The following is a 22,546-nucleotide window of genomic DNA, read 5'->3' as shown; positions in this document are numbered from 1 at the left end:
CGGTCAGTGCCTGACCGGCCCTTCGGTCACTTCCCCATCTTCTCGAAGATCTTGCCGAGCTTCTCGGACAGGGTGGCCGCGGTGAAAGGCTTGACGATGTAGCCACTGGCGCCCGCTTGCGCCGCCTCGATGATGTTTTCCTTCTTCGCCTCGGCGGTGATCATCAGCACCGGGAGGTGGGCAAGCTGGCCGTTGCCGCGGATGGCGCGCAGCAGCTCGATGCCGGTCATGTTGGGCATATTCCAGTCGGTGACGACGAAATCAAACCCGCCCGCAGTGAGCTTCTGCATGGCCACGACGCCATCTTCGGCTTCGTCCACGTTGGTGTAGCCCAGCTCCTTGAGCAGGTTGCGGACGATGCGACGCATCGTCGAGAAGTCATCAACTACAAGAAATTTCATTTTGGGATCCGACATGACTTGTTCTCCGTATTAGTCCTTGTTGCCCTTGCTCAGATAAGGCCGCAACGTATCCGCGAGGACTTCCGCGTCAAACTTCGCTACATAGGCATCGACGCCGACCGATTTGCCCATCGAGCGATTGGCTTCGGACGACAGCGAGGAATGCATCACGACGGGAATGCCGTCGAAACGCGAGTCGTTCTTGATATTGCGCGTCAGCACATAGCCATCCATCTCCGGCATTTCCGCGTCGACCAGGATCAGGTCCAACTCGTCGGCCAGGCGCCGCTTCTGCTGCTGCGCGTGGGTCGCCATGCCCTCCAGGCGGGTCCACGCCTCCAGACCATTGAGCGCGTGCTTGTGGCGAACACCCAGCTTGTCGAGCACTTCGGCAATTTTCTTGCGCGCCACGGCAGAGTCATCGACAAAGAAGAGGTTCGATTCGGACCCTTTTTCCATCGCCTGGATGTTGCCGATGGGCGACTCGCCGAAGGTCTGAGCCAGGATGGTCTCGACATCCAGGATGGAGACCAGCTTGCCATCGGGCAGCTCGGTGATCGCGGTGATGAAGGATTGCGACGAGCCCGCCATGTTTTCGGGCTGGCGTACCTTGTCCCATTCGACGCGAATGATGCGGTCCACGTCATGCACCAGGAAGCCCAGGGTGCGCTTGCTGTACTCGGTGACCATCATCGAGCCACCCAAGGGCTGGCCGGGCCGGGCCAGGCCCAGGATTTTCACCAGCGACAACACGGGAATCACGTTGCCGCGCAGGGAGATGAGCCCCTCCACGCCAGTCGGCATGTTGGGCGCCTTGGTGATGAAAGGGGTCTTCGAAACCTCGCGGACCTTGAACACATTGATCCCGAACACCTCACTGGTGCCCAGGGTGAACAAGAGAATCTCCATCCGGTTCGAGCCGGCCAGCTTGGTCCGGCCATCGACTGCGTCCAGCAGATTGGTATCAGCGCGCTCCATGCTTCCCTCGCCTCTCAAACCGTTTCATCCACACTGTCGGGCACCAGCATCGCGCGTATCGACGAAGACAGGCGATGCGGCTCGAACTTCGATACGTAGCCATCCACCCCCACCGATTTGCCTAGCGTCTGGTTCGACATCGACGACAGGGAGGAATGCATCAGCACGGGCACGCCGTCAAAGCGCGGGTCGGACTTGATTTTCTTGGTCAGGATATAGCCATCCATCTCGGGCATTTCGACATCGGTCAGCACCAGGTGCAGCACCTCCCACACCTTGCGACCGGTAATCTCGCAGTGCTGGGCCAGTTTTTCCAGCTCATCCCAGGCTGCCCGGCCATTGACGGCGCCCATCGCCCGCACGCCCATGGCATTGAGGGTGCGCTCGATCTGCTTGCGCGCCACCGAGGAGTCATCGGCATAGAACACGGTGAAATTGTCCCGGCCAATATGGGGAATGTCCTTGAACAAAGCCTCGTCGTCGATGTGCGTGGTCTCGGACAGTACCTTCTCGACATCCAGCATCATGATCAGACGGTGGTCGTCGATCTCAGTCACAGCGGTCACCAAACCACCCAGCTTGGAGGTCAGCATTTCGGGCGGCACCCGCATCTGGGCCCAGTCCAGGCGCAGGATCGTATCGACGGCCTCAACCAGAAAGCCCTGGGTATGTCCGTTGTATTCGGTGACGATCATGATGTCGCGGCGCCCGTTGGGGTCGATCCCGCAGTACTTGCCCAGGTCCACCACCGGCACGAGCTGGCCACGCAGGGACACCATGCCCTCCACCCCTTGCTGCATGGAAGGCGCCGCCGTGATCGGCGGCGTGCGCATCACCTCGCGCACCTTGAATACATTGATGCCGAAGCTCTCCCGGCGCCCGGTGCGCTCATCGACGCCGAGCGAGAACAGCAGTATCTCGAGCTTGTTGGTACCCGCCAGCCGGGTCCGTGCGTCAATGCTCTTCAGCAACTCAGACATGGTGTTCTCCGTAGGTCACGCCAGCAGCCCGACCGCGCTGCAATAATCCAAGAGGCTTTACGGCACCCGCAAGGCAAACTTTAAGCATCACAAGCACTCCGGAAGCCGCGCCAGCGCAAGCCCGACCCAGGAAAACGGTGCCGACACATCATGTAATACTTTCGGCCCGCCAGACACCAGGCATCCCTGCCCGCACAGCCCGCCTCGCAGGGTATTCGCCGCATTCAAGTCATTATCGGTCGGCGGCCGGAAGGGCTTGAATGGCGCGGAGCAAGGCAGCTCCAAAAAAAGAGGCCACCCGATTCGGGTGGCCTCTTTTTCTAAAACAGGAAGTCGATCAGCTGATCGCGAACAACTTGGAGAAATTCGCAATATCCAGCACCTGACGTACGTTGCCCTTGACTCCGGTGAGCTGAACTTCGCGGCTGGACGCCTTGGCCTTGTCACGCAACATCAGCAACATGCCGAGGGCAGAGCTGTCCAGATAAGACACTTCGGCCAGATCGACACGCACCGCGCCCTCTGCAGACTGCTGGAGGAGTTTGTCCACTGCTTCGCGAAACTCACGGTGGGCCTTGAAATCGAAGCGACCGGACAGCTTGAGCGTGGCCTGACCATTTCCGGCCGATACGTTGGTTTCCATTCTTGCTCTCCACGTGAAATCTGCCGCAGGGAATATAACGTCAGATGCGGGCGGGGCTTGAGTGTACTAAATGTCAGCTTGGAATGGTGCGCCGTTCCGCGCTTTTCAAGCGAGCCAGCACTTGGCCTGCAATGGATTTGAGGCTGCTCACTTCATGCGCTGCACCATTCAAGGTTGCCTCCCGCGGCATCCCCCAGACCACGCAGCTCGCCTCGTCCTGGGCAATGTTCCAGGCCCCGGCTTGGCGCATGGCCAACATGCCCTGCGCGCCATCCTTGCCCATGCCGGTCAGGATCACACCCAGCGCTTGCGCGCCCAACTCACGCGCGGCCGAATGGAACAGCACGTCGACAGAGGGACGATGACGATTGACCGGCGCCTCGCGTGACAGCACGCAGGCATAGCCGCCGGCATTGCGCTTGACCATGAGGTGGGAGTGCCCTGGCGCCAAGTAGGCCACGCCGGGCTTCATCACCTCCCCGTCCTGGGCCTCCTTGACCTTGATGCGCGACAGATCGTCCAGGCGCTTGGCAAAGGAAGCGGTGAACATCTCCGGCATGTGTTGCACGATCAGGATCGGCGGCATGTCGACCGGGAAGCGCGTCAGCACCTCCTTGATGGCCTCCGTCCCGCCCGTGGAGGCGCCGATGCACACCACGCGCTCGCGCAGCACCCGGGCATCCAGCACTTCCAGCGCGGAGCGCTGCGGCGCAGCGGCCGGCGCAGGCTCATGGTCCGCACCGGGTCTGGCCGCCGCTGCGGCGCGCACTTTCTCGCGCACTTCCTCGGCATAGCCGGCCACGCCGCTGCTGCCCACCTGGCGTGGCTTGGCGAGGAAATCGACCGCCCCAAGCTCAAGCGCCTTGAGGGTCGCCTCCGATCCGCTCTCGGTGTAGCTGGAGATCATGACCACCGGCAGTGGCGCCTCTCGCATCACCCGCTCAAGCAAGGCCAGGCCGTTGATGCCCGGCATCTCCACATCCAGCGTCACCACGTCGGGCTTGAGCCGGTTCAGTAATTCCCAGGCGCGCTCGGCATCCGGCGCCGCGCCGATCACACGCATGTCGTTCGAAGCGTTGATGATGTCGCCGAGCAAGGCCCGCATCAGGGCCGAATCGTCTACGACCAGCACCCGGATCTGCTTGCCCGCCCCGGCACCGGTCGTGCGTGCGACATGCGTGGCGGCAGAAAGACGCAGCTTGTTCAGCGCGTCCAGTTTCATCGAGGCGCTCCGGTCGGGGCGTAGACCGTGCGGCCAAGGGAGCGGAAGAGCTTCACCGCGTGGATGAAGTTTTCCGAATGGCCGGCAAACAGCAGACCGTCCGGGCGCAGCAGCGGCAGGAATTTTTCGAGGATCTGGTACTGCGTGTCTTTGTCGAAATAGATCATGACGTTGCGGCAGAAGATCGCGTCGAAGCCCGCCTGCAAGGACCAGCGCGCATCCAGCAGATTGATCTTCTGGAAGGTGATCAGACGGCGCAACTCGGGACGTACCTTCACCTGGCCGGCCTCGCTGCCCGTCCCTTGCAGGAAAAACTTCTGCACCCGCGCGGCTTCCAGTCGCTCCACCCGATCGCGGGTGTAGACGCCCCGCTCGCCGTGCGCCAACACGTTGGTGTCCAGGTCCGACGCAATGATTTGGACCGGCGGACTCATGCTGGCGAAGGCTTCGCAGGCCGTAATCGCCAGCGAGTACGGTTCCTCACCGGTGGAGGCCGCACAACACCAGACGCGGAAGGTCCGCTTTTCGGTCTGCTTGCGCAGGTGCGCGGCGAGAATCTCGAAGTGATGCGCTTCGCGGAAGAACGAAGTCAGGTTCGTGGTGAGCGCGTTGACGAAGGCTTCCCATTCGGCCGTATCGCCCCCGCGCTCCAGTGCATCCAGATAGTCGACGAAACGACGCAGGCCCTTGGCGCGCAGGCGGCGTGCCAAGCGGCTATACACCATGTCCTGCTTGACCGGCGACAGCGAAATGCCGGCCCGCTTGTAGATCAGGCCACGCACCCGCTCGAAATCGGCTGCGGTGTACTCGAACTCGCGCACCCCGGTATCGATACGCTGCAGGGTCTGCATGATCGAGGCGTGCACCTTGGACGGGGTGGTCGCGTCACTGCCCGAAGCGGGCTTGGGTCGGCTGGCCGACGCCGCAGGAAGGGTGTCCCAGGGTTTGCTCTGCGCCAAGTTCTCTCTCCAATTCGCTCGCACGGCCTGTGGCCTTCGCAGCAGTAACGACGATTGGCGGCAAATCTTGACCCCGGCCAAGGGGGCATGCCGCGCCCTGCTCCAACCGAAGACTCGGGATATACTCGGCCCGGCATGCATTCGTGCATTCCGTCACGATTTGTGTCGACGGGAAGTCAAGTCCGCGGGCACTGGATCCGCTGCTGACAGATTCACCGACACGCCCGCAAGGCAAGACAAGGACGCTAGATGGCTACCGATCGCCCCATCCTGCTCGTCGAGGACAATCCCGACGATGAGGCGCTCACCCTGAGGGCTTTCAGCAAGAACCGGATCACCAATGAAGTGGTGGTGGCGCGTGACGGCATCGACGCGCTGGACTACCTGTTCGGCACCGGCCGCCACGCCGGGCGCGATACCGGCGTGCAGCCGGCGGTGGTCTTCCTCGACCTGAAGCTGCCCCGCATCGACGGGCTGGAAGTGCTGCGGCGCATCCGCGCCGATTCGCGCACCACCCTGCTGCCGGTGGTGGTACTGACCACCTCGCGCGAGCAGCAGGACATCCACGAAGCCTACAGCCTCGGCGCCAACAGCTACATCCGCAAGCCGGTGGATTTCGAGCGTTTCATCAATACGGTGGGACAGCTCGGCCAGTACTGGCTGGAGCTCAACGAGGCCGCCGAAGGTCGGGACTGATCCCGCCCCGTCGCGCGGGTTCAGTCCGCCTCTTCGATCCAGGTCGCCTGGATGGCTTCGAGGACGCGCTCGCCACAGCGCTTAGGGTCGTCGTCAAAGCCGGGCAACTCCATCACCCACTGCATCAGGTCGACGAAGTTGATGCGCTTCGGGTCGACATCCGGCTTGGCTTCGGACAAGGCAATGGCGATGTCCAGCGTATCGGTCCACTTCATTTCTTGCTCCCCTCGCTGACCATATTGATGGTGTAACGCGGAATCTCGACCACCAAGGGCGTTTCCGCCACCACCGCCTGGCAGGACAGGCGGGAGTTCGGCTCCAGGCCCCAGGCCTTGTCCAGCAGGTCTTCCTCCAGCTCCGTCGCCTCCTCCAGCGAGCGGAAGCCCTCGCGCACGATCACATGGCAGGTGGTGCAGGCGCAGGATTTCTCACAGGCATGCTCGATCTCGATGCCGTTGGACAGCAAAGCGTCACACAGGCTCTGCCCGGCCGGCGCTTCGATCACCGCCCCCTCGGGGCACAGTTCAACATGGGGAAGCACAACGATCTGGGTCATTCGTTCAATCTCACAATTTCAGGGCGTTGACGCTGCTGCCCATCAGCGCCGCGCGGATCGCCTTGTTCATGCGGCGCGCCGCGAAATCCGCCGTGGCCACGGACAAGGCCTCGATGGCCTGCTTGATGGCCGGCGCTTCGTTGCCTGCAGCCACGGCGACAAGCTGCTCCATGGCCGTGTCGATGAGTTCTCGCTCGTGCTGGGCCAGCAGTTCCGCATCCGCCGCCAGGGCCTGCTGGGTGGCCTCGATCAGGCGTTGCGCCTCGACCTGCTGCTCGCGCAGGGCACGCAGCTTCATATCGTCGACCGCATGCTCGAAGCCGGACTGCAACATATGGGTGATCTCGTCATCCGACAGCCCGTAGCTGGGCTTCACCGTCACGCTGGCCTCGACCCCGGAGGTCTGTTCGCGCGCGCCCACCGCCAACAAGCCGTCGGCATCGACCTGGAAGGTCACGCGGATGCGCGCCGCGCCGGCGGCCATTGGCGGGATGCCGCGCAGCTCAAAGCGCGCCAGCGAGCGGCAGTCGCTGACCAGTTCGCGTTCGCCCTGCACGACGTGGATCGCCATCGCGGTCTGGCCATCCTTGAAGGTGGTGAACTCCTGCGCCTTGGCAACCGGAATGGTGGAATTGCGCGGGATGATCTTCTCGGTCAGCCCGCCCATGGTCTCGAGGCCCAGCGACAGCGGAATCACGTCCAGCAGCAGCCAGTCCTCGCCCGGGCGGCGATTGCCGGCCAGCACATTGGCCTGGATCGCGGCCCCCAGCGCGACCACCTTCTCGGGGTCGATATCGACAAAGGGTTCGCGGCCGAAGAACTCCCCCACCGCGGCACGGATATGCGGCATCCGCGTAGCCCCACCGACCATCACCACCGCCTCGATGTCGGCCGCCTTGAGCCCGGCGTCACGCAGGGCCGCCCGCACCGGCTGCAAGGTACGCTCCACGAGTTGGCGTGTCAGTGTCTGGAAATGTGCGGCGGTGACTGTCAGTTCCTTGAAACCGCCTGCGGCCAGCGGTACGCCCGCCAGCACCTCGGTCTCGCGCGACAGCGCCTCCTTGACGCGCCGAGCCTCGGCCAGCAGCGCACGCGAGGAGCCACAATCCAGGTCCGCCCCAAGTGCCTGGGCATGTAGCCACTGCGCCAGGGCTTCGTCGAAATCATCCCCGCCCAGGGCCGAATCGCCACTGGTGGCCAGGACCTCGAACACGCCGCGCGACAGCTTCAGGATGGAGAAGTCGAAGGTGCCACCACCCAGGTCGAACACCGCGTAGATGCCCTCGGCCGCTTCGTCCAGGCCGTAGGCGATGGCCGCCGCGGTCGGCTCGTTGAGCAGGCGCAGCACGTTGAGGCCGGCCAGACGGGCCGCGTCCTTGGTGGCCTGGCGCTGGGCGTCGTCGAAATAGGCCGGCACCGTGATGACGGCGCCCACCAACTCTCCCCCCAGCGAAGCCTCGGCGCGTGCGCGCAGCACCTTGAGGATCTCGGACGACACTTCGACCGGAGTGCGCGGGCCGGCCACGGTCTTGATGCGTACCATGCCGCCCGCATCGACCAGGTCGTAGCGCGAGCGCATGCCAGCGTCGGCATCGGCGAAACCGCGTCCCATCAGACGCTTGACCGAGGCAATGGTATTGCGCGGGTCAGTGGCCTGGGCGGCGATCGCGTCGCGTCCCACCAGCGTGCTGCCGTCGCGCAGGTAGCGCACGACAGAAGGCAGGAGGATGCCGCAGTGTTCGTCGGGCAGGCACTCGGGCAGGGAGTGGCGGATCGTCGCCACCAGCGAATTGGTCGTCCCCAGGTCGATGCCCACCGCCAGCCGATGCTCGTGCGGGGCGGGGCTTTCGCCAGGTTCGGAGAGTTGCAACAGGGCCATCAGCTTTCCAGTGCCGCCAGGGCATCCTCGATTTCGTGACGCAGCTTTTCCATGAACATCAGGCGACGCACCAGTTCAGCTGCCTGGGCCAGATCGTTCGCCTCGTCCAGCGCGCGTGCCATGTCTTCCAGCATTACGCGCTCATCGCGCTCCAGGTCGCGCGCCAGGCGGCCGAGTGCCTCGGCATCCTGGCCTGCTTCCTCCACTGCCTCGCGCCACTCCATTTGCTGCATCAGGAAGGCGCTGGACATGGCGGTGTTGCGCTCAGCGTCGATTTCCGCGCCGCGCAGCTTCAGCAGGTAGCGCGCGCGTTCCAACGGGTTGCGCAAGGCCCGAAAGGCCTCGTTGGCATGGGTCGCCCATTGCATGGCGACCCGCCGCTCGGCCTCGGGCCGATGCGCGAAGCGGTCCGGATGGACCTGTGCCTGCACGTTGCGATAGGCAGATTCAAGCTGGGCCAGGTCAAGCGCGTAGCGCTCCGGCAATCCAAACAGCGAAAAATACTCTTGCATGGGCAACCCCCTTGCGGGGAGTCAAGCAGGGTTCGGGCCGACAGCCTCACCGGCTGTCACGGAAAACGCGTCAATCGAGACAGGGCCAGCGATGCCGGCCCTGTCACCAGACTTCAAACGTTGAAACTCTCACCACACCCGCATTCGTTCTTGACGTTCGGGTTGTTGAATTTGAAGCCTTCGTTGAGCCCCTCGCGCACGAAATCGAGTTCGGTGCCGTCGATGTAGGGCAGGCTCCTGGGATCGACCAGCACCTGCACACCGTGGCTCTCGAACACGAGGTCTTCCGGCTCGATGGCGTCGGCGTATTCCAGCTTGTAGGCCATGCCGGAGCAGCCCGTGGTCTTGACGCCCAGACGCACGCCCACGCCCTTGCCGCGCTTGGCCATGAATTTGGTGACGTGGCTGGCGGCTGCCGCACTGAGGGTGACTGCCATGATCGTTCCTTACGCGTGCTTTTTCTTGTAATCGTCCACCGCAGCCTTGATCGCATCTTCGGCCAGGATCGAGCAGTGGATCTTCACCGGGGGCAGCGCCAGTTCTTCGGCGATCTGCGTGTTCTTGATGTTGAGCGCCTCGTCCAGGGTCTTGCCCTTGACCCACTCAGTCACCAGCGAGCTCGACGCGATGGCCGAACCGCAGCCATAGGTCTTGAACTTCGCATCCTCGATGAGCCCGGTGGCGGGATTCACCTTGATCTGCAGCTTCATCACGTCGCCGCAGGCGGGGGCGCCCACCATGCCCGTGCCCACTTCCTCGTCGCCCTTGGCGAAAGACCCCACGTTACGGGGGTTTTCGTAGTGATCCAGAACCTTGTCGCTGTATGCCATTTCCTTGCTCCTGCTTAACTTGCCGGGCCGCTCGAAACGCGGCACCTCTCAATCATCAATGTGCGGCCCACTGGACCGTGTTCAAGTCGACGCCGTCCTGGAACATCTCCCACAGCGGGGAGAGTTCGCGCAGCTTGCCAATCTTCTCGTGCAGCAGCCGGATGGTGAAATCGACCTCTTCCTGCGTGGTGAAGCGACCGATGGTGAAGCGGATCGAGCTGTGCGCCAGCTCGTCCTCGCGGCCCAGCGCGCGCAGCACGTAGGACGGTTCCAGCGAGGCCGAGGTGCACGCGGAGCCGGAGGATACCGCGATCTCCTTGATTGCCATGATCAGGGATTCGCCTTCGACGTAGGCGAAACTGATGTTCAGATTGTGCGGGACACGGTGTTCGACATCGCCGTTCACGAAAGTTGCCTCGATATCCGACAGGCCCTTGAGCAGGCGGTCGCGCAGCGCGCGGATACGTTCGTTCTCCTGCACCATCTCTTCGCGGGCAATGCGGAAGGCTTCGCCTATACCGACGATCTGGTGGGTGGCCAGCGTGCCGGAGCGCATGCCACGCTCATGCCCGCCGCCGTGCATCTGCGCTTCCAGGCGGGCACGTGGTTTGCGCCGCACGTACAAAGCGCCGATGCCCTTGGGACCGTAGGTCTTGTGCGCCGAGAAGGACATGAAGTCGACCTTCAGCTTCTCCAGGTCGATGACGACCTTGCCGGTCGCCTGCGCAGCGTCGACATGGAACAGGATGCCCTTCTCACGGCAGATCTCGCCGATCTGTTCGATGGGCTGGATCACGCCGATCTCGTTATTCACGTACATCACCGACACCAGCGTGGTATCCGGCCGGATCGCCGCCTTGAAGGCGTCGAGATCGATCAAGCCATTCGGCATCACGTCGAGGTAGGTCGCCTCGAAGCCCTGGCGTTCCAACTCGCGTACCGTGTCCAGCACGGCCTTGTGCTCGGTCTTGACCGTGATGATGTGCTTGCCCTTGCCCGCATAGAAATTCGCCGCGCCCTTGATGGCGAGGTTGTTCGATTCGGTCGCGCCCGAAGTCCACACGATCTCCTTGGGGTCGGCGTTGACCAAGGCCGCCACCTGCGCACGCGCGTGCTCGACCGCCTCCTCCGCCTCCCAGCCATAGGCATGGGAACGGCTGGCCGGATTGCCGAAATGCTCGGTCAGCCAGGGGATCATCTTTTCCGCCACGCGCGGATCAACCGGGGTCGTGGCCGAGTAGTCGAGATAAATCGGAAACTTCATGTTCGCACTCCAGGGGGATAGTCGCGTCTTGTTAAGCCGTGTGCACTACACCGCCATGGCGGTGAGGTGCTTCAATTCCTTCAGCGTCGCCGACAGCGCCGCCACGAATCCATCAATGTCTTCCGTCCGTGTCGTCGCGCCGGTGCTCACGCGCAGCGCGCCGCGCGCCAGTTCCGGCGCCACCCCCATGGCCAGCAGGGTGCGCGAGGGCTCGGGATGGGCGCTGGAGCAGGCAGCCCCACTCGCCACCGCATAGCCAGCGCGGTCCAGCTTGCCCACCAGGGTTTCGCCGTCGACGCCCTCGAACGCGAAATACGAGGTGTTGGGCAAGCGCTCGCCACTGCCGAACAGCGTGGCGCCGAGCCCATGCAAAGCTTTCTCCAGCCGATCGCGCGCAGCCAGCATCGCGCGCCGCCGCAGCGCCAACTCCGCCACCGCCAGTTCCGCAGCGACCCCGAACCCGACGATGGCCGCCACGTTCTCGGTGCCCGAGCGCAGGCCACGCTCGTGGCCGCCGCCGGCGATCAAGGGACGCAGCTCGACGCGCTTGTCCAGGACCAACGCGCCTGCGCCGATCGGCCCGCCTATCTTGTGCGAGGACAGAGTCATCGCGTTGACGCCCAGCGCCCGGAAATCCAGCGCGATCTTGCCAAGGGCCTGCACCGCGTCTGTGTGCAGCCAGGCAGCGCTCGCGCGCGCCGCCTCAGCCAGGCGCGGAATATCGCTCACCGCACCGCACTCGTTGTTGGCCAGCATGGCCGAGACGAGCTGCGGCTTCTCACGGGCCAGCATGACCTCGGCCTGCGCCATATCCAGGCCACCCCCGGCCAACACCGGCAGTTCCAGCAGGCGCCAGCCGCTCGCCACCAACTGCCGCGCCGGTTCGCGCACACAGGGATGCTCGCCGGCCCCCACCGCCACCACGCCGGGCTTGAGACTGGCGGCAGCGCCCTTCATGAACAGGTTGTTGGCCTCCGAACCGCCGCTGGTGAACACCAGCTCGGTGGGATGCGCCCCCACCGCGGCCGCCACCTGCTGGCGTGCGGTATCAATGGCGGCACGCGCCTGGCGACCGTATTCATGGCGGCTGGAAGCATTGCCAAAACGTTCGCGCAGCCACGGCAACATCGCAGCCAGCACGCGCTCGTCGAGCGGCGTGGTGGCGTTGTAGTCGAGGTAGGTGGGCGCGAACATGATGCGGACGCTCAGGCTTGTGCGGTACTCGGCACGGAATCACGTTCCTCGCGGAACATGGTCACGCATTGTTCCGTCGGCGTGCTGCGCGTCTTCTGCGCCGCCACCAGCGAAGCCAGGGAGACCGATTCGAGGTACTCGAACATCTTGCGGTTCAGGTTGGACCACAAGTCATGCGTCATGCAGCGATGCTCGTCGTGGCAGTTCTGTTTGCCCCCGCACTGGGTGGCATCCAGCGGCTCGTCGACGGCGATGATCACATCCGCCACCGAGATGTCGTCCATGCCGCGCGCCAGGGTGTAGCCCCCACCGGGGCCACGCACGCTGCACACCAACTCGTGCCGGCGCAGCTTGCCGAACAACTGCTCAAGGTAGGACAACGAGATGGCCTGCCGCTCACTGATACCCGCCAGCGTCACCGGGCCGTCGGCCTGGCGCATGGCCAGGTCGATCATCGCGGTGACGGCGAAACGTCCTTTGGTCGTCAATCTCATGCTGGGGCTCCGAAGCCTAATACTTGATTATTTTGGTCAAGAATAAAATACCCGACAAAATCAGTCAAGGATTAACCCCATAACTGCAAACTATCGCCAGGCGGCGGACTAGTCGACGATCTTCGACAGGTAGTCGTGATCGAAGGGGCGCTCGCAACCGGGGTCGTCTCCCTCGCCACACAGGCCGGCCGCCTTGAGACGAGCAACCAGGGCGTCGATGCGCCGATCCTGCTCGCTGGCATGGTCGAGCAGTGCATGCAGCGCCTTGGACAAGGGGTCGTCCATGTCACGACTGACGCCATAGGCAAGGAAAGGATGCGCATCTGCGCTATGCCCCTGGCTGGCCTCGGAGGGCTGGATGATGCGCGCTGGGATACCCACGGCCGACACGCCGGCCGGCACCGGCTTCACCACCACGGCATTGGAGCCGATCTTGGCCTCCACCCCGACCGTGAAACCGCCCAGCACCTTGGCACCAGCGCCCACCACCACGCCTCGCTCCAGTGTGGGATGGCGCTTGACGCCGCGATACAGGGATGTGCCGCCCAGAGTCACCCCCTGATAGATGGTGCAGTCGTCACCCACCTCGGCGGTCTCGCCGATCACCACCCCCATGCCGTGATCAATGAACACACGGCGGCCGATCACCGCGCCGGGATGGATCTCGATGCCGGTCATCCAGCGCCCGAAATGCGACACGCAGCGCCCCAGCCAGCAGAAGCCGCGCGTCCACAGAGCATGTGCGATGCGATGCAGAAACAACGCGTGCACGCCGGGATAACAGGTCAGCACCTCCAGCTTGCTGCGGGCGGCGGGATCACGGGCCAGAACGCTGGCGATGTCTTCTCGAAGCTGGCTGAACATTTGGATAAGAGTCCGACGAGTTGTCCGAGTATTTTACTCGGGTATTTTCTTGTCCGCTGCCTTGTGTCCAAACTGGTGCAGCGGGCGCTCAAAGTAGCTGAGCATGCCGCGCAGGATGTTCACCTCGTCGCGTTCCAGCCGCACACGGCCGAATAGACGGCGCAGCCGCGGCAGCAGGCGCTTGGGATTGGCCGGATCGAAGAAACCGCTGGCCGTCATCGCGCGCTCGAAGTGCGCATGCATCTGCTCCACCTCGTCCACGGTCGCCAGCTCACCTTCCTGGTACGGCGCGGAGCCAGGCTGCAGGCAGGCCATGCGCAGCTCGTAGCACATCAACTGCACGGCGGCGCCGAGGTTCAGGGAGGCGTATTCCGGATTGGCCGGGATCATCACCGGCATCTGGCACAGTGCCAGCTCCTCGTTGGACAGGCCGAAGGTCTCATTGCCGAAGACCAGCGCGACCTCGCCCGCCACCGCCTGCTCGGCCAGCCCTGCAGCGGCTTCGCGCGACCACTGCATGGGCAGGGCCAGTTCGCGCCGGCGCGAGGTCAGCGCCGCCGCCAGGGTGACACCGGACAAGGCCTCGCCCAGACTGGCACATACGGTCGCCGCGGCCAGCACGTCGGTGGCCCCGGAGGCGCGCGATTCGGCCTCGGGATGTGGAAACTGCTTGGGCTCGACCAGATAAAGCCGGCTCAAGCCCATGGTTTTCATGGCACGCGCAGCGGCGCCGATGTTGCCGGGGTGGCTAGGCCGCGACAAAACGACACGCACGCGGCTCAACGCGGAAGGCTCGGTCATACTATAATTCGCGGTTTTCCTGAATACGCCAGCAACAGCCGCGCCGGCTATTGCGCTGCGAGACTCCAATACCCATGCATCCCACGCTGAATATCGCCGTCAAGGCTGCCCGCCGCGCCGGCAGCGTCATCAATCGCGCCGCACTGAATCTGGACCTGCTTGAAGTGCGCGCCAAACAGCAGAATGATTTCGTCACCGAGGTCGACCGTGCGGCGGAAGAAGCGATCATCGACACGATCCGCGAGGCCTACCCGGAACACGCGATTCTAGCAGAGGAGTCAGGCCTCTCCGGACCGACCACCGAGAGCGAGTTCCAGTGGATCATCGACCCCTTGGACGGTACGACCAACTTCATCCATGGTTTTCCGCAGTATGCGATCTCGATCGCCCTTGCGCAGAACGGCCAGCTCCAGCATGGCGTGATCTACGACCCGAACCGCAATGAGCTATTCACTGCCAGCCGCGGCAAGGGCGCCTTCCTCAACGATCGCCGTATCCGCGTCTCCAAGCGCGTGCGCATGAACGAGTCGCTGATCGGCACCGGCTTCCCGTTCAAGAACCTGCAGCACAGCGACGCCTATATCGCCATGTTCCGCGAGCTGACCGAGAAGACCGCCGGCCTGCGCCGCCCCGGCGCCGCCGCGCTGGACCTGGCCTATGTGGCCTGCGGCCGCACCGATGGCTTCTTCGAGATCGGTCTCAAACCCTGGGACATGGCAGCCGGCGCCCTGCTGGTGCAGGAGGCTGGTGGCCTGGTCAGCGACTTCGCTGGAGAAGCCGCCTACCTCGACACCGGCAACCTGGTGTCGGGCAACCCGAAGGTGTTCGCACAACTGCTGCAGATCGTGCAAAGCCACAAGGGCGACGCACTCCCGGCCTGAGTCGAGACCGACACCCGTCGGAAAAGGGCAGCGTCCATGGACGCTGCCCTTTTTGTTTGGTCAGGCAAATATTGGGCAGGAATCCTTAATGTCTTACTAATACTTACACTTGCTCAAAACTTGTTAAGTATTTCACGGCTAGCATGGTGTCATTGCCAGTGACCTCTGCGATCACCCGATCGCTACGCCAGCCATGCAACACAGTCTTCCCCTCACGGCGCAAGCGGCGCGCCTCGCCAATACGCCTCACAGCTTGTCCTTGCCTCGCACGCACAAACGCATCGGGCTGCTGATCGACTCCTTGATCGGCGGAGGAGCCGAGCGCGTTGTGCTGAACCTGGCCCAGGCCTTCACAGAGCTGGGGCACGAAGTTCATATCATCCTGCTGCGACGCGAGGTGCACCATGCGCTGCCGGCCGACATCCACTTGCATGCCTTGTCCGAAGACGGGGCACTGAGCCGCTGGCGCCCCCTCAACAAATGGCTGCTGGCACAGCGCTTGAGACAGGTCGTCAAACAGATCGAATGCGACGGTCAGGCCTTCAGCTTCTTCGTTTCCAACGCCGAAGACTCGGACCGTGTTTCCCGCCTTGCCGAGCTGCCCCGGGTCTATATCCGTTACCGCAACTCCATGGTGGAGTACCTGAACAGCAAGATCGGCAACAAGACCGGCCTCAAACGGTTGATCCGCCAGTTCCGCTGGCTGCACCGGTTCCGCCACGAGTACTCGCACCGTCCCATCATCACGGTCTCGCACGCACTGCAGAAGGAGATCGTCGAAGAGGTCGGCGTTCTCCCCTCCTCCATCACGACCATCTACAACCCGTTCGACTTCGACAAGCTCAGAGCGCAGGGCGAAGCCTACCGGCCGCCCATCACCGACCCATACATCGTATGTGTGGCCAAGCTGGAGATGCGCAAGCGCCAGGATGTGCTGCTCCGCGCCTTCGCGGCCAGCCAGGCCCGCCATACGCACAAACTGGTGCTGCTGGGCGCGGCCTACACCGATTCCGACCGTCGATGGCAAGCGCAGATCCTGCAGTTGATCGCCGAGCTGGATCTCACCGAGCAGGTCGTCATGCCGGGCTTCCAGCAGAACCCCTTCCCTTGGGTAGCCCAGGCCGACCTCCTGGTGCTGGCCTCCGACAGCGAAGGCCTGCCCACTGTGGTGATCGAATCCCTGATCCTCGGCACTCCCGTCGTCAGCACCGATTGCCCGACCGGGCCGCGGGAAATCCTGACCGGCGACCTGGCACGCTTTCTGTGCCCGCGCAACGACCACGAGACGATGCGCGATCGCATCGAACAGGCCCTGCAGCATTACCCTGAGATCACCGAACACCACCTGCGCCGGTTCTCGGCGGACTATGCGGCGCGTCAGTACCTGCGCTACTGCGCCTGAACGCAACGCGGCAGCACGCCTGAATCAAGCCGCCGCGCCGCAAAGCTAAGAACTCTGCGCAAGCCCGCTCAGCCGGCCTTCATACGCGGCCCGGGTCGGCGCAAAGCCTTGCCCCAAGACGCCTCAGTTCAACGCGCCGACACACAGGCCGGCCGGCTGCGCCACGTTCTCGCCGAACCGGAATCCATCTTCCACATTCACGCAGACGCGCTGGCAGGACCATTGCGCCGCCGCGTCATGGCGGAGGATGAAAGCGCGCGCGCGCTGCTCCGATGAAAAGGCGGCCAGCAGGCCTTCTGCCTCACCCCAAACGATCCATACGAACATGGCGTCCTCCTGGTTTGACGGGCATGCCGGCTCTCTCTGGGAGCCGGTCAGGCCCGAATACACGATTTGCGTTACACGCCCGAGTAGGCCGAGAAGCCACCATCGACCGGCACCACGATGCCGTTGACGAAGCCTGAAGCCTGGTCGCTGGCAAGCCATAGCAGCGTACCCAGCAACTCGCTGGACTCACCGAACCGACCCATCGGGGTATGCGCCAGGATCTTGCCGGCGCGCGCGGTGGGCTGGCCTTCCTTGTCGAACAGCAGCGCGTGGTTCTGATGCGTCACGAAGAAGCCCGGGGCAATGGCGTTCACCCGCACGCCGACCGGCGCCATGTGCACCGCCAGCCACTGGGTGAAGTTACTGACCGCGGCCTTGGCGGCGCTGTAAGCCGGAATCTTGGTCAGCGGACGGAAAGCGTTCATCGACGAGATGTTCAGGATCGAGCAGCCCTGGCGGCCGACCATGTGGCGCGCGAACACCTGCGAGGGCAGCAGCGAGCCGACAAAGTTGAGGTCGAACACGAAGCGGAAGCCTTCGAGGTCCATGTCGAAGAAGGTGACCTTGGCCGGATCGGTATTGCCGAGATCGTCCAGCGACAGGGTTTCGTTGCTGGTCGTACCCTTCGGGTGATTGCCGCCAGCGCCATTGATCAGGATGTCGCACGGACCGAACGCAGCAGCCACGTCATCGGCGGCCTTCTGCACCGAGGCGCGCTCAAGTACGTTGCATTGCAGGCCGATGGCCTCGCCACCGTCCTTGCGGATCACTGCAGCCACCGTGTCGGCAGCATCAAGCTTGAGATCGAGGATGGCGACCTTGGCACCACAGGCGGCCAAGGCACGTGCCATGTCGGCACACAGCACGCCACCACCACCGGTGACGACGGCTACCTTTCCGGACAGATCGACTGAGAGAGGAACTTGCATGGTTATCTTCCTTTTGCGATGAACGAATGGGATGAGCTCGGGGGCGTCCCTGGGGTCGCCGGATCAAGGCCGGCGCTCTTCTCGTATCAGCATCGCGGAGAATATCCATACCGTCCAATTCAAAATTTGTTCTTCTCGATACCTATTAGGTATATCTTCAGACGCACCACATCGGCCGCCTGGAGACCGCAATGGACATTCGCAAACTGAGGTATTTCATTGCCGTTGCCGAAGAGCGCAACATCGGCCGCGCGGCCACGCGGCTGGCTATCTCGCAGCCGCCGCTGACGCGCCAGATCCAGATGCTGGAGGAGGAGTTGGGCGCGCAACTCTTCATCCGCACACCACGCGGCGTGGAGCTGACGCAAGCCGGCGAGATCCTGCTGGCGGATGCGCGCAACATCCGCGCCCTGGTTGACCAGGCCACCGACCGCGCGCAGCGCGCAGGCAAGGGACAGGTCGGCCGGCTGGACATCGGCATCTTCGGTTCCGGCGTGCTGCAGATCGTGCCGGAGATTCTGTCGACCTACACCGGCCTCTACCCCGATGTGAAGATCGTGCTGCACAACACCCACCGCACGCTGCAGATCGAGGCTCTGCGGCAAGGCCGGGCGCTGCTCGCCTTCGACCGCTACCTGCCGGTGGAGCCCGACATCGCCATCGAGGTGGTGGCGCGCGAGCCCTTCGTGGTCGCGCTGAATACGCGCAACCCCTTGGCCGCGCAGGAGAACATCGCCATCGAGCAACTCCGCGACGAACAACTGATCCTCGGCGGTCAGCCCGGCTCCGACACTGCCAACATCGTGCTGGAACTGTGCCGGAAACATGGCTTCGAGCCACACGTAGCGCAGGAGGTGGAAGACATGATCACCGGCACCGCGCTGGTAGCCTCCGGTTTCGGCAGTGCGCTGGTACCCAGCTCCATGCTCAACCTGCAACTGCCCAACCTCGTCTATCGCCCACTGCAACCAGGCCAAGGAGCCTGCATGGACCTGCATTGCTACTACCTGAAAGGCGAGCCTTCACCGCTGCTGCAGTCGGTACTGGCGGTGCTGCGACGCTTCCGCGACCCGCGCTTGGCGGCAGAGCATGGCTCCCGCCCCGTCGCCCACGTGCAGTGACACAACAGGCGCTCGTTGTCTGTCTTTGGCGAAAGAGGGTGTATTGCCGCCCTCATGGGCCTGAGGGACATCGTGTGCAGGAGACCCAAACGGGCGTCTGCCCACCCGGGCAGGCGGGCCGTCACAGACCGCAGCGTCTTCGTGCACAGCCCATGTCTGCGCGGCATTCCAGGCGTTGCGGCCAGCAGCCCCCGTACCCACATGCCATATCGCGCACCCTAAGAATTCCATAAGCACGCAGCACCGCCTCCACCCGGTGCTAAGCTCCGGCTACACGTTTTACCGCCCCGGCGCCCACAATCATTCCATCGCGCCAACCGGGCCCCATCCACGGAGCGCAATACCATGACGTCGACCTTCCGCATCGCCGCCACGATGCCCGCCACCCTGTTCCTGAATTTCGCCCTGTGTGCCGGTGCGGCACATGCCGTCGAGGGCGAGCTGTGGGAAATGACCACCAGCATGAAGATGCCCGGCATGGACATGCCGGCCCGCACACAGCAGGTCTGTACTCCCAAGGGCCAGCAGGAAAAGATGGCCCAGCCCGACCAGGGCGACTGTGTGATGAAAGACCTCAAGCGCAGCGGCAACCGCACCAGCTTCAACGTCTCCTGCCAGGGCGGCCAGCTCACCGGCTCGGCCGAAATCATCTCCACCGGCCCGAATGCCAGCAACGGCAGCATGCGCATGAAGGGGAAGATGGATGGGCAGGACATCGACATGACGCAAACCTGGTCGGCCAAGAAACTGGGCACCTGCGACGCCGTTGACGTCGCGGCCGCAACCGCCGCCGCTCAGAAACAGGCAGCCGACGCGCAGAGCCAGAGCTGCAAGGGCATGCTGCAGGCCCGCTACTGGCAAGGCCTCGACAAGGGCGGCCCGTGCGAGTCGCAGCGCAAGGAGTTCTGTAGCGACCTGAGCGGGCTGGGCCGCAGCCTCGGCACCGCGGAGGGTTACACCAAGCATCGCGGGGGCGCCGGTCTGGAGGGCGCTTTCGGCTTCTGCGGCATCGCCACCGCTGGCCTGCTGCCTGCTGCCTGCAAGGACGGTGTCTCCACCAGCAACTGGGGCTTCGTCGCCAACCACTGCCCAGCCGAGGCGCAAGCAGTGGCGGCGACCAACTGCGAAGGTCGCAGCTACACCGTGGTGATGAGTAGCCCCTACGGCCCGGTGTGCCAGAAGTACGCCGCCGACCGCTGGCAGAACAATCGCTCCGCCACCAGCAACGCCCCGGCCCCCGCCAGCACCGAGGCCTTGATCAAGGATGGCGCCAGCAAGCTGAAAGGCCTGCTTGGCTTCTGATCGCGCACTGCGGCGCCGGCTCTGCGCCCTGCTGCTGGGGCTGGCCTGCGGCGCGACGGCGCCATGCGCCACGGCACAGCCCATGCCCCCGCGCGGGCTGCCACTCATCGCCGACGCGGTCGCCGTCGCGCTGGACGGCGAGCCCCTGTGGTCCGTCGCAGCAGACAAAGCGCTCCCTCCCGCCAGCCTGACCAAGATCATGACGGCCTTGCTGATCATCGAGCGCGGCGGACTGCAAGCCCGCACCACAATCAGCATACGGGCGGCCGGCAGTGGCGGCTCGCGGCTCGGTTTGCGCAAGGGAGAGCGTGCCAGCGTGGGCGACCTGCTCAGTGCAGCCCTGGTGCGATCGGCCAACGATGCCTGCCTGGCACTGGCCGAATGGCATAGCGGCAACGAGGCCCGCTTCGTCGCACGCATGAACGCGCGTGCCGCCGAGTTGGGCCTGCGCGACACCCATTTCGTCAATGCGTGTGGCTTCGACGCAGCTGGCCACCACAGCAGCGCGGCTGACCTCCTGAAACTCGCGCAGGCCGCACTGGCCCGACCCGAGTTTGCCGAGCGCGTGCAATGGCGCGAGGGCAAGCTCACCACTCAGGGGGGACGTCAGCTCGCCTACCGCAGCACCAACGCGATGCTCGACTACTACCCAGGCCTGCTGGGCGTGAAGACGGGTCGCACCACCCAGGCCGGCGACTGCCTGATCGTTCTGGCCGAGCGCAAGGGGCACCGCGTGCTGGCCGTGCTGCTCGATGCGCGCGACCGCTGGTGGGACGCCACCTCGCTGCTCGACTATGTGTTCGCCCAGTTCGATGATGCAGGCCGCCCCACGCCCCTCGCCCGCTGAGGACGTCCCGCGCCAGGCCGTGCGCGGGCTGATCCTGCTGGCCCTGCTCAGCATCGCGGCCTATGCCAACAGCCTGCACACGCCCTTCCAGTTCGACGACTTCGTGGCCTTCGCCCACTACCACGGTGCACGCGACCTGCAGGGCTGGTGGGCGGCCATGCCGGGCATCCGCCCGCTGCTGAAGCTGAGCTATGCGCTGAACGCTGAGCTGGGCCGCTCCAGTTTCGCCTACCACCTCACGAACCTCGTTTTGCATCTGGCCAACACCGGCATGGTGTTCGTCTTGCTGCGACGCTGGCCCGGCCGTTCTCTGCCAGCCCTGGCCGCACTGGCGGGCGCCGCCGTGTTCGCGCTGCATCCGGCACAGACCGAAGCGGTGAGCTACCTCGCCGGGCGCTCGGCGTCCTTGATGAGCTTCTTCTACCTCGCAGCCTGCCTCGCCTGGAGCAGTGCGAGCCGCCATCGGCGCGCGCATTGCACCGCGCTGTTTCTCGCTGCGCTGGCGAGCAAGGAAACAGCGGTCACCTTGCCGCTGACGCTGATGCTATGGGAATACGCACGCCAGCCGGTCGGCTCCTGGCGCCAGGCCCTGCAGGCCACGGCGCCACTGTGGGGCGTACTGGCGCTTGGCCTGGTGGTCATGCTCGCGCTGCCACGCTACCGCGAATTGCTCGACTTCAGCCTTGCCCTGCGCGACACCGGCAGCAATCTGCTGGCCGGGTTGCACGGCATCGCCTACCTGCTAACGCGCCCCCTGCTTCTGTTACATCTGAACATTGACCCCGACCTGCGCGCGCCGGCGGCGCTCACGCCGCTACTCGCGCTGCAGGGCGCTTTGCTGATCGCCACCGCCGCGCTGGCGCTCGCCATGCTGCGCCGCACGCCAGGTGCCAGCCTCGCCGTGCTGGTCTGCCTGCTGCAGTTCGTACCGACACACACCGTGCTGCCACGCCTGGACTTGGCAAACGATCGCCACCTCTACCTGGCCCTGATCGGTCCGGCCTGGCTGTGGGCGGCCGCCGTCGCCAGGCTGGCCGCGTGGCAACCGCGCGCCACGCCCTGGCTCGGGCTGCTACTGACACTTGGCTTGGCCACCGCCACCGCTGTGCGCAATCACGACTACCGCAGCGAAGTCGCGCTGTGGGTGGATACCGTGCGCAAATCGCCTGACAAGCCACGGCCCTGGAACAACCTGGGCTACGCCTTGCGCCAGCAGAGCGAGCACGCAATGGCAGCAGCGGCCTACCACCGGGCGCTGGAGCTGGACCCTGCCTTCGAACAGGCACGCATCAACCTGGGCGTGATGGATCTCCAGCGCGAACTGGGCAAGGCAAAGAGCCCTTGAGCCAGTTTCTGGCGCGATTCAATGAGGGCATCTCCCCCATTTGAGCTAGTGGTTTACACCGACAGGTGCTCAAGCCGGGCCCTCACAAGGCGACATGGCGCTCCCGCGCAAACGCCCAA

26 protein-coding genes are annotated in these 22,546 nt (G+C 64.3%); 7 read left to right on the top strand and 19 right to left on the bottom strand.

The window, feature by feature from the left end; genetic code table 11:
* Positions 1-26: 26 nt before the first annotated feature.
* From cheY to NMB43_RS08445, 6 genes are all read right to left on the bottom strand, one after another.
* Positions 27-416: a chemotaxis response regulator CheY gene (gene cheY, locus NMB43_RS08470; protein WP_494351714.1), complete on the bottom strand. Its 390-nt coding sequence runs from the start codon at positions 414-416 to the stop codon at positions 27-29.
* A gap of 15 nt (positions 417-431) precedes the next feature.
* Positions 432-1,379 (bottom strand): chemotaxis protein, encoded by a 948-nt coding sequence (locus NMB43_RS08465; protein WP_494351713.1) that lies wholly within the window; start codon positions 1,377-1,379, stop codon positions 432-434.
* Between the two features lie 14 nt (positions 1,380-1,393).
* Complete coding sequence (locus NMB43_RS08460) at positions 1,394-2,359, bottom strand: chemotaxis protein (RefSeq protein WP_494351712.1); 966 nt, start codon at positions 2,357-2,359, stop codon at positions 1,394-1,396.
* Positions 2,360-2,696: 337 nt separating this feature from the next.
* Positions 2,697-3,002 carry an STAS domain-containing protein gene (locus tag NMB43_RS08455; RefSeq protein WP_494351711.1) on the bottom strand — a complete coding sequence of 102 codons (306 nt, stop codon included), beginning with the start codon at positions 3,000-3,002 and terminating at the stop codon, positions 2,697-2,699.
* A 73-nt stretch (positions 3,003-3,075) separates the two neighbouring features.
* Entirely contained in the window at positions 3,076-4,224 is a 1,149-nt protein-coding gene (locus NMB43_RS08450) for a protein-glutamate methylesterase/protein-glutamine glutaminase (RefSeq protein WP_494351710.1), read from the bottom strand.
* Positions 4,221-5,075 carry a CheR family methyltransferase gene (locus tag NMB43_RS08445; protein WP_494352131.1) on the bottom strand — a complete coding sequence of 285 codons (855 nt, stop codon included), beginning with the start codon at positions 5,073-5,075 and terminating at the stop codon, positions 4,221-4,223. Before NMB43_RS08445 ends, NMB43_RS08450 begins: the two co-directional genes overlap by 4 nt.
* Positions 5,076-5,432: 357 nt before the next feature.
* Here NMB43_RS08445 and NMB43_RS08440 point away from each other — a divergent pair, with 357 nt between their 5' ends.
* On the top strand, positions 5,433-5,879 hold the full coding sequence (locus tag NMB43_RS08440; protein WP_494351709.1) for a response regulator: 447 nt from the start codon (positions 5,433-5,435) through the stop codon (positions 5,877-5,879).
* 20 nt (positions 5,880-5,899) lie between these two features.
* Here the strand turns inward: NMB43_RS08440 and iscX are convergent, their stop codons facing one another.
* The 11 genes from iscX to NMB43_RS08385 all read right to left on the bottom strand — a co-directional run bounded on the left by iscX (position 5,900) and on the right by NMB43_RS08385 (position 14,273).
* The gene (gene iscX, locus NMB43_RS08435; RefSeq protein WP_494351708.1) at positions 5,900-6,094 is read right to left on the bottom strand and encodes a Fe-S cluster assembly protein IscX; all 195 of its coding nucleotides are present in this window, start codon (positions 6,092-6,094) and stop codon (positions 5,900-5,902) included.
* On the bottom strand, positions 6,091-6,435 hold the full coding sequence (gene fdx, locus NMB43_RS08430; protein WP_494351707.1) for an ISC system 2Fe-2S type ferredoxin: 345 nt from the start codon (positions 6,433-6,435) through the stop codon (positions 6,091-6,093). The genes iscX and fdx overlap by 4 nt, the downstream gene beginning before the upstream one ends.
* A 10-nt stretch (positions 6,436-6,445) precedes the next feature.
* Entirely contained in the window at positions 6,446-8,314 is a 1,869-nt protein-coding gene (gene hscA / locus NMB43_RS08425; protein ID WP_494351706.1) for a Fe-S protein assembly chaperone HscA, read from the bottom strand.
* Entirely contained in the window at positions 8,314-8,826 is a 513-nt protein-coding gene (gene hscB, locus NMB43_RS08420) for a Fe-S protein assembly co-chaperone HscB (RefSeq protein WP_494351705.1), read from the bottom strand. Before hscB ends, hscA begins: the two co-directional genes overlap by 1 nt.
* Positions 8,827-8,939: 113 nt before the next feature.
* A complete protein-coding gene (gene iscA, locus NMB43_RS08415) occupies positions 8,940-9,263 on the bottom strand; it encodes an iron-sulfur cluster assembly protein IscA (protein ID WP_494351704.1) in 324 nt (107 codons plus the stop codon).
* Between the two features lie 9 nt (positions 9,264-9,272).
* Positions 9,273-9,656, bottom strand: a complete 384-nt coding sequence (gene iscU / locus NMB43_RS08410) for a Fe-S cluster assembly scaffold IscU (protein ID WP_494351703.1) — start codon at positions 9,654-9,656, stop codon at positions 9,273-9,275.
* A gap of 55 nt (positions 9,657-9,711) precedes the next feature.
* Positions 9,712-10,920: an IscS subfamily cysteine desulfurase gene (locus NMB43_RS08405; protein ID WP_494351702.1), complete on the bottom strand. Its 1,209-nt coding sequence runs from the start codon at positions 10,918-10,920 to the stop codon at positions 9,712-9,714.
* Between the two features lie 45 nt (positions 10,921-10,965).
* Positions 10,966-12,114 carry a cysteine desulfurase family protein gene (locus NMB43_RS08400; protein ID WP_494351701.1) on the bottom strand — a complete coding sequence of 383 codons (1,149 nt, stop codon included), beginning with the start codon at positions 12,112-12,114 and terminating at the stop codon, positions 10,966-10,968.
* An 11-nt stretch (positions 12,115-12,125) separates the two neighbouring features.
* The gene (gene iscR, locus NMB43_RS08395) at positions 12,126-12,608 is read right to left on the bottom strand and encodes a Fe-S cluster assembly transcriptional regulator IscR (RefSeq protein WP_494351700.1); all 483 of its coding nucleotides are present in this window, start codon (positions 12,606-12,608) and stop codon (positions 12,126-12,128) included.
* Between the two features lie 108 nt (positions 12,609-12,716).
* A complete protein-coding gene (gene cysE, locus NMB43_RS08390) occupies positions 12,717-13,472 on the bottom strand; it encodes a serine O-acetyltransferase (protein ID WP_494351699.1) in 756 nt (251 codons plus the stop codon).
* A gap of 33 nt (positions 13,473-13,505) precedes the next feature.
* A complete protein-coding gene (locus tag NMB43_RS08385; RefSeq protein WP_494351698.1) occupies positions 13,506-14,273 on the bottom strand; it encodes an RNA methyltransferase in 768 nt (255 codons plus the stop codon).
* Positions 14,274-14,347: 74 nt separating this feature from the next.
* Here NMB43_RS08385 and NMB43_RS08380 point away from each other — a divergent pair, with 74 nt between their 5' ends.
* Both NMB43_RS08380 and NMB43_RS08375 read left to right on the top strand, forming a co-directional pair.
* Positions 14,348-15,154 (top strand): inositol monophosphatase family protein, encoded by an 807-nt coding sequence (locus NMB43_RS08380; RefSeq protein ID WP_494351697.1) that lies wholly within the window; start codon positions 14,348-14,350, stop codon positions 15,152-15,154.
* A 259-nt stretch (positions 15,155-15,413) separates the two neighbouring features.
* Positions 15,414-16,556, top strand: a complete 1,143-nt coding sequence (locus tag NMB43_RS08375; RefSeq protein WP_494351696.1) for a glycosyltransferase — start codon at positions 15,414-15,416, stop codon at positions 16,554-16,556.
* Between the two features lie 123 nt (positions 16,557-16,679).
* Here NMB43_RS08375 and NMB43_RS08370 read toward each other — a convergent pair whose 3' ends face one another.
* Both NMB43_RS08370 and NMB43_RS08365 read right to left on the bottom strand, forming a co-directional pair.
* Positions 16,680-16,883, bottom strand: a complete 204-nt coding sequence (locus NMB43_RS08370) for a hypothetical protein (RefSeq protein ID WP_494351695.1) — start codon at positions 16,881-16,883, stop codon at positions 16,680-16,682.
* A 71-nt stretch (positions 16,884-16,954) separates the two neighbouring features.
* Positions 16,955-17,812 (bottom strand): SDR family oxidoreductase, encoded by an 858-nt coding sequence (locus NMB43_RS08365; protein WP_494351694.1) that lies wholly within the window; start codon positions 17,810-17,812, stop codon positions 16,955-16,957.
* Positions 17,813-18,003: 191 nt separating this feature from the next.
* Here NMB43_RS08365 and NMB43_RS08360 point away from each other — a divergent pair, with 191 nt between their 5' ends.
* From NMB43_RS08360 to NMB43_RS08345, 4 genes are all read left to right on the top strand, one after another.
* Positions 18,004-18,933, top strand: a complete 930-nt coding sequence (locus tag NMB43_RS08360; protein ID WP_494351693.1) for a LysR family transcriptional regulator — start codon at positions 18,004-18,006, stop codon at positions 18,931-18,933.
* A 345-nt stretch (positions 18,934-19,278) separates the two neighbouring features.
* Complete coding sequence (locus NMB43_RS08355; RefSeq protein WP_494351692.1) at positions 19,279-20,235, top strand: DUF3617 domain-containing protein; 957 nt, start codon at positions 19,279-19,281, stop codon at positions 20,233-20,235.
* Positions 20,225-21,082, top strand: coding sequence for a D-alanyl-D-alanine carboxypeptidase family protein (locus tag NMB43_RS08350; protein WP_494351691.1), 858 nt, complete (start codon positions 20,225-20,227; stop codon positions 21,080-21,082). Before NMB43_RS08355 ends, NMB43_RS08350 begins: the two co-directional genes overlap by 11 nt.
* Positions 21,048-22,427, top strand: coding sequence for a tetratricopeptide repeat protein (locus tag NMB43_RS08345; RefSeq protein ID WP_494351690.1), 1,380 nt, complete (start codon positions 21,048-21,050; stop codon positions 22,425-22,427). Before NMB43_RS08350 ends, NMB43_RS08345 begins: the two co-directional genes overlap by 35 nt.
* Positions 22,428-22,546: the final 119 nt, after the last annotated feature.

The organism is Uliginosibacterium sangjuense, assembly GCF_059132465.1.
The sequence above is the reverse complement of the archived record's forward strand: the minus strand, read 5'-3'. Positions and strand labels throughout refer to the sequence as shown.

Bases quoted from the DNA above. Each gene is read 5' to 3' on its own strand.
- NMB43_RS08400 (WP_494351701.1), bottom strand. From the start codon at position 12,114: ATGTTCGCGCCCACCTACCTCGACTACAACGCCACCACGCCGCTCGAC.
- NMB43_RS08385 (WP_494351698.1), bottom strand. From the start codon at position 14,273: ATGACCGAGCCTTCCGCGTTGAGCCGCGTGCGTGTCGTTTTGTCGCGG.
- iscR (WP_494351700.1), bottom strand. From the start codon at position 12,608: ATGAGATTGACGACCAAAGGACGTTTCGCCGTCACCGCGATGATCGAC.
- NMB43_RS08355 (WP_494351692.1), top strand. From the start codon at position 19,279: ATGACGTCGACCTTCCGCATCGCCGCCACGATGCCCGCCACCCTGTTC.
- NMB43_RS08365 (WP_494351694.1), bottom strand. From the start codon at position 17,812: ATGCAAGTTCCTCTCTCAGTCGATCTGTCCGGAAAGGTAGCCGTCGTC.
- NMB43_RS08380 (WP_494351697.1), top strand. From the start codon at position 14,348: ATGCATCCCACGCTGAATATCGCCGTCAAGGCTGCCCGCCGCGCCGGC.
- NMB43_RS08460 (WP_494351712.1), bottom strand. From the start codon at position 2,359: ATGTCTGAGTTGCTGAAGAGCATTGACGCACGGACCCGGCTGGCGGGT.
- iscU (WP_494351703.1), bottom strand. From the start codon at position 9,656: ATGGCATACAGCGACAAGGTTCTGGATCACTACGAAAACCCCCGTAAC.
- NMB43_RS08345 (WP_494351690.1), top strand. From the start codon at position 21,048: ATGATGCAGGCCGCCCCACGCCCCTCGCCCGCTGAGGACGTCCCGCGC.
- NMB43_RS08360 (WP_494351693.1), top strand. From the start codon at position 18,004: ATGGACATTCGCAAACTGAGGTATTTCATTGCCGTTGCCGAAGAGCGC.
- hscB (WP_494351705.1), bottom strand. From the start codon at position 8,826: ATGCAAGAGTATTTTTCGCTGTTTGGATTGCCGGAGCGCTACGCGCTT.
- fdx (WP_494351707.1), bottom strand. From the start codon at position 6,435: ATGACCCAGATCGTTGTGCTTCCCCATGTTGAACTGTGCCCCGAGGGG.
- NMB43_RS08450 (WP_494351710.1), bottom strand. From the start codon at position 4,224: ATGAAACTGGACGCGCTGAACAAGCTGCGTCTTTCTGCCGCCACGCAT.
- hscA (WP_494351706.1), bottom strand. From the start codon at position 8,314: ATGGCCCTGTTGCAACTCTCCGAACCTGGCGAAAGCCCCGCCCCGCAC.
- NMB43_RS08465 (WP_494351713.1), bottom strand. From the start codon at position 1,379: ATGGAGCGCGCTGATACCAATCTGCTGGACGCAGTCGATGGCCGGACC.
- cysE (WP_494351699.1), bottom strand. From the start codon at position 13,472: ATGTTCAGCCAGCTTCGAGAAGACATCGCCAGCGTTCTGGCCCGTGAT.
- iscA (WP_494351704.1), bottom strand. From the start codon at position 9,263: ATGGCAGTCACCCTCAGTGCGGCAGCCGCCAGCCACGTCACCAAATTC.
- NMB43_RS08445 (WP_494352131.1), bottom strand. From the start codon at position 5,075: ATGCAGACCCTGCAGCGTATCGATACCGGGGTGCGCGAGTTCGAGTAC.
- NMB43_RS08455 (WP_494351711.1), bottom strand. From the start codon at position 3,002: ATGGAAACCAACGTATCGGCCGGAAATGGTCAGGCCACGCTCAAGCTG.
- cheY (WP_494351714.1), bottom strand. From the start codon at position 416: ATGTCGGATCCCAAAATGAAATTTCTTGTAGTTGATGACTTCTCGACG.
- iscX (WP_494351708.1), bottom strand. From the start codon at position 6,094: ATGAAGTGGACCGATACGCTGGACATCGCCATTGCCTTGTCCGAAGCC.
- NMB43_RS08440 (WP_494351709.1), top strand. From the start codon at position 5,433: ATGGCTACCGATCGCCCCATCCTGCTCGTCGAGGACAATCCCGACGAT.
- NMB43_RS08405 (WP_494351702.1), bottom strand. From the start codon at position 10,920: ATGAAGTTTCCGATTTATCTCGACTACTCGGCCACGACCCCGGTTGAT.
- NMB43_RS08370 (WP_494351695.1), bottom strand. From the start codon at position 16,883: ATGTTCGTATGGATCGTTTGGGGTGAGGCAGAAGGCCTGCTGGCCGCC.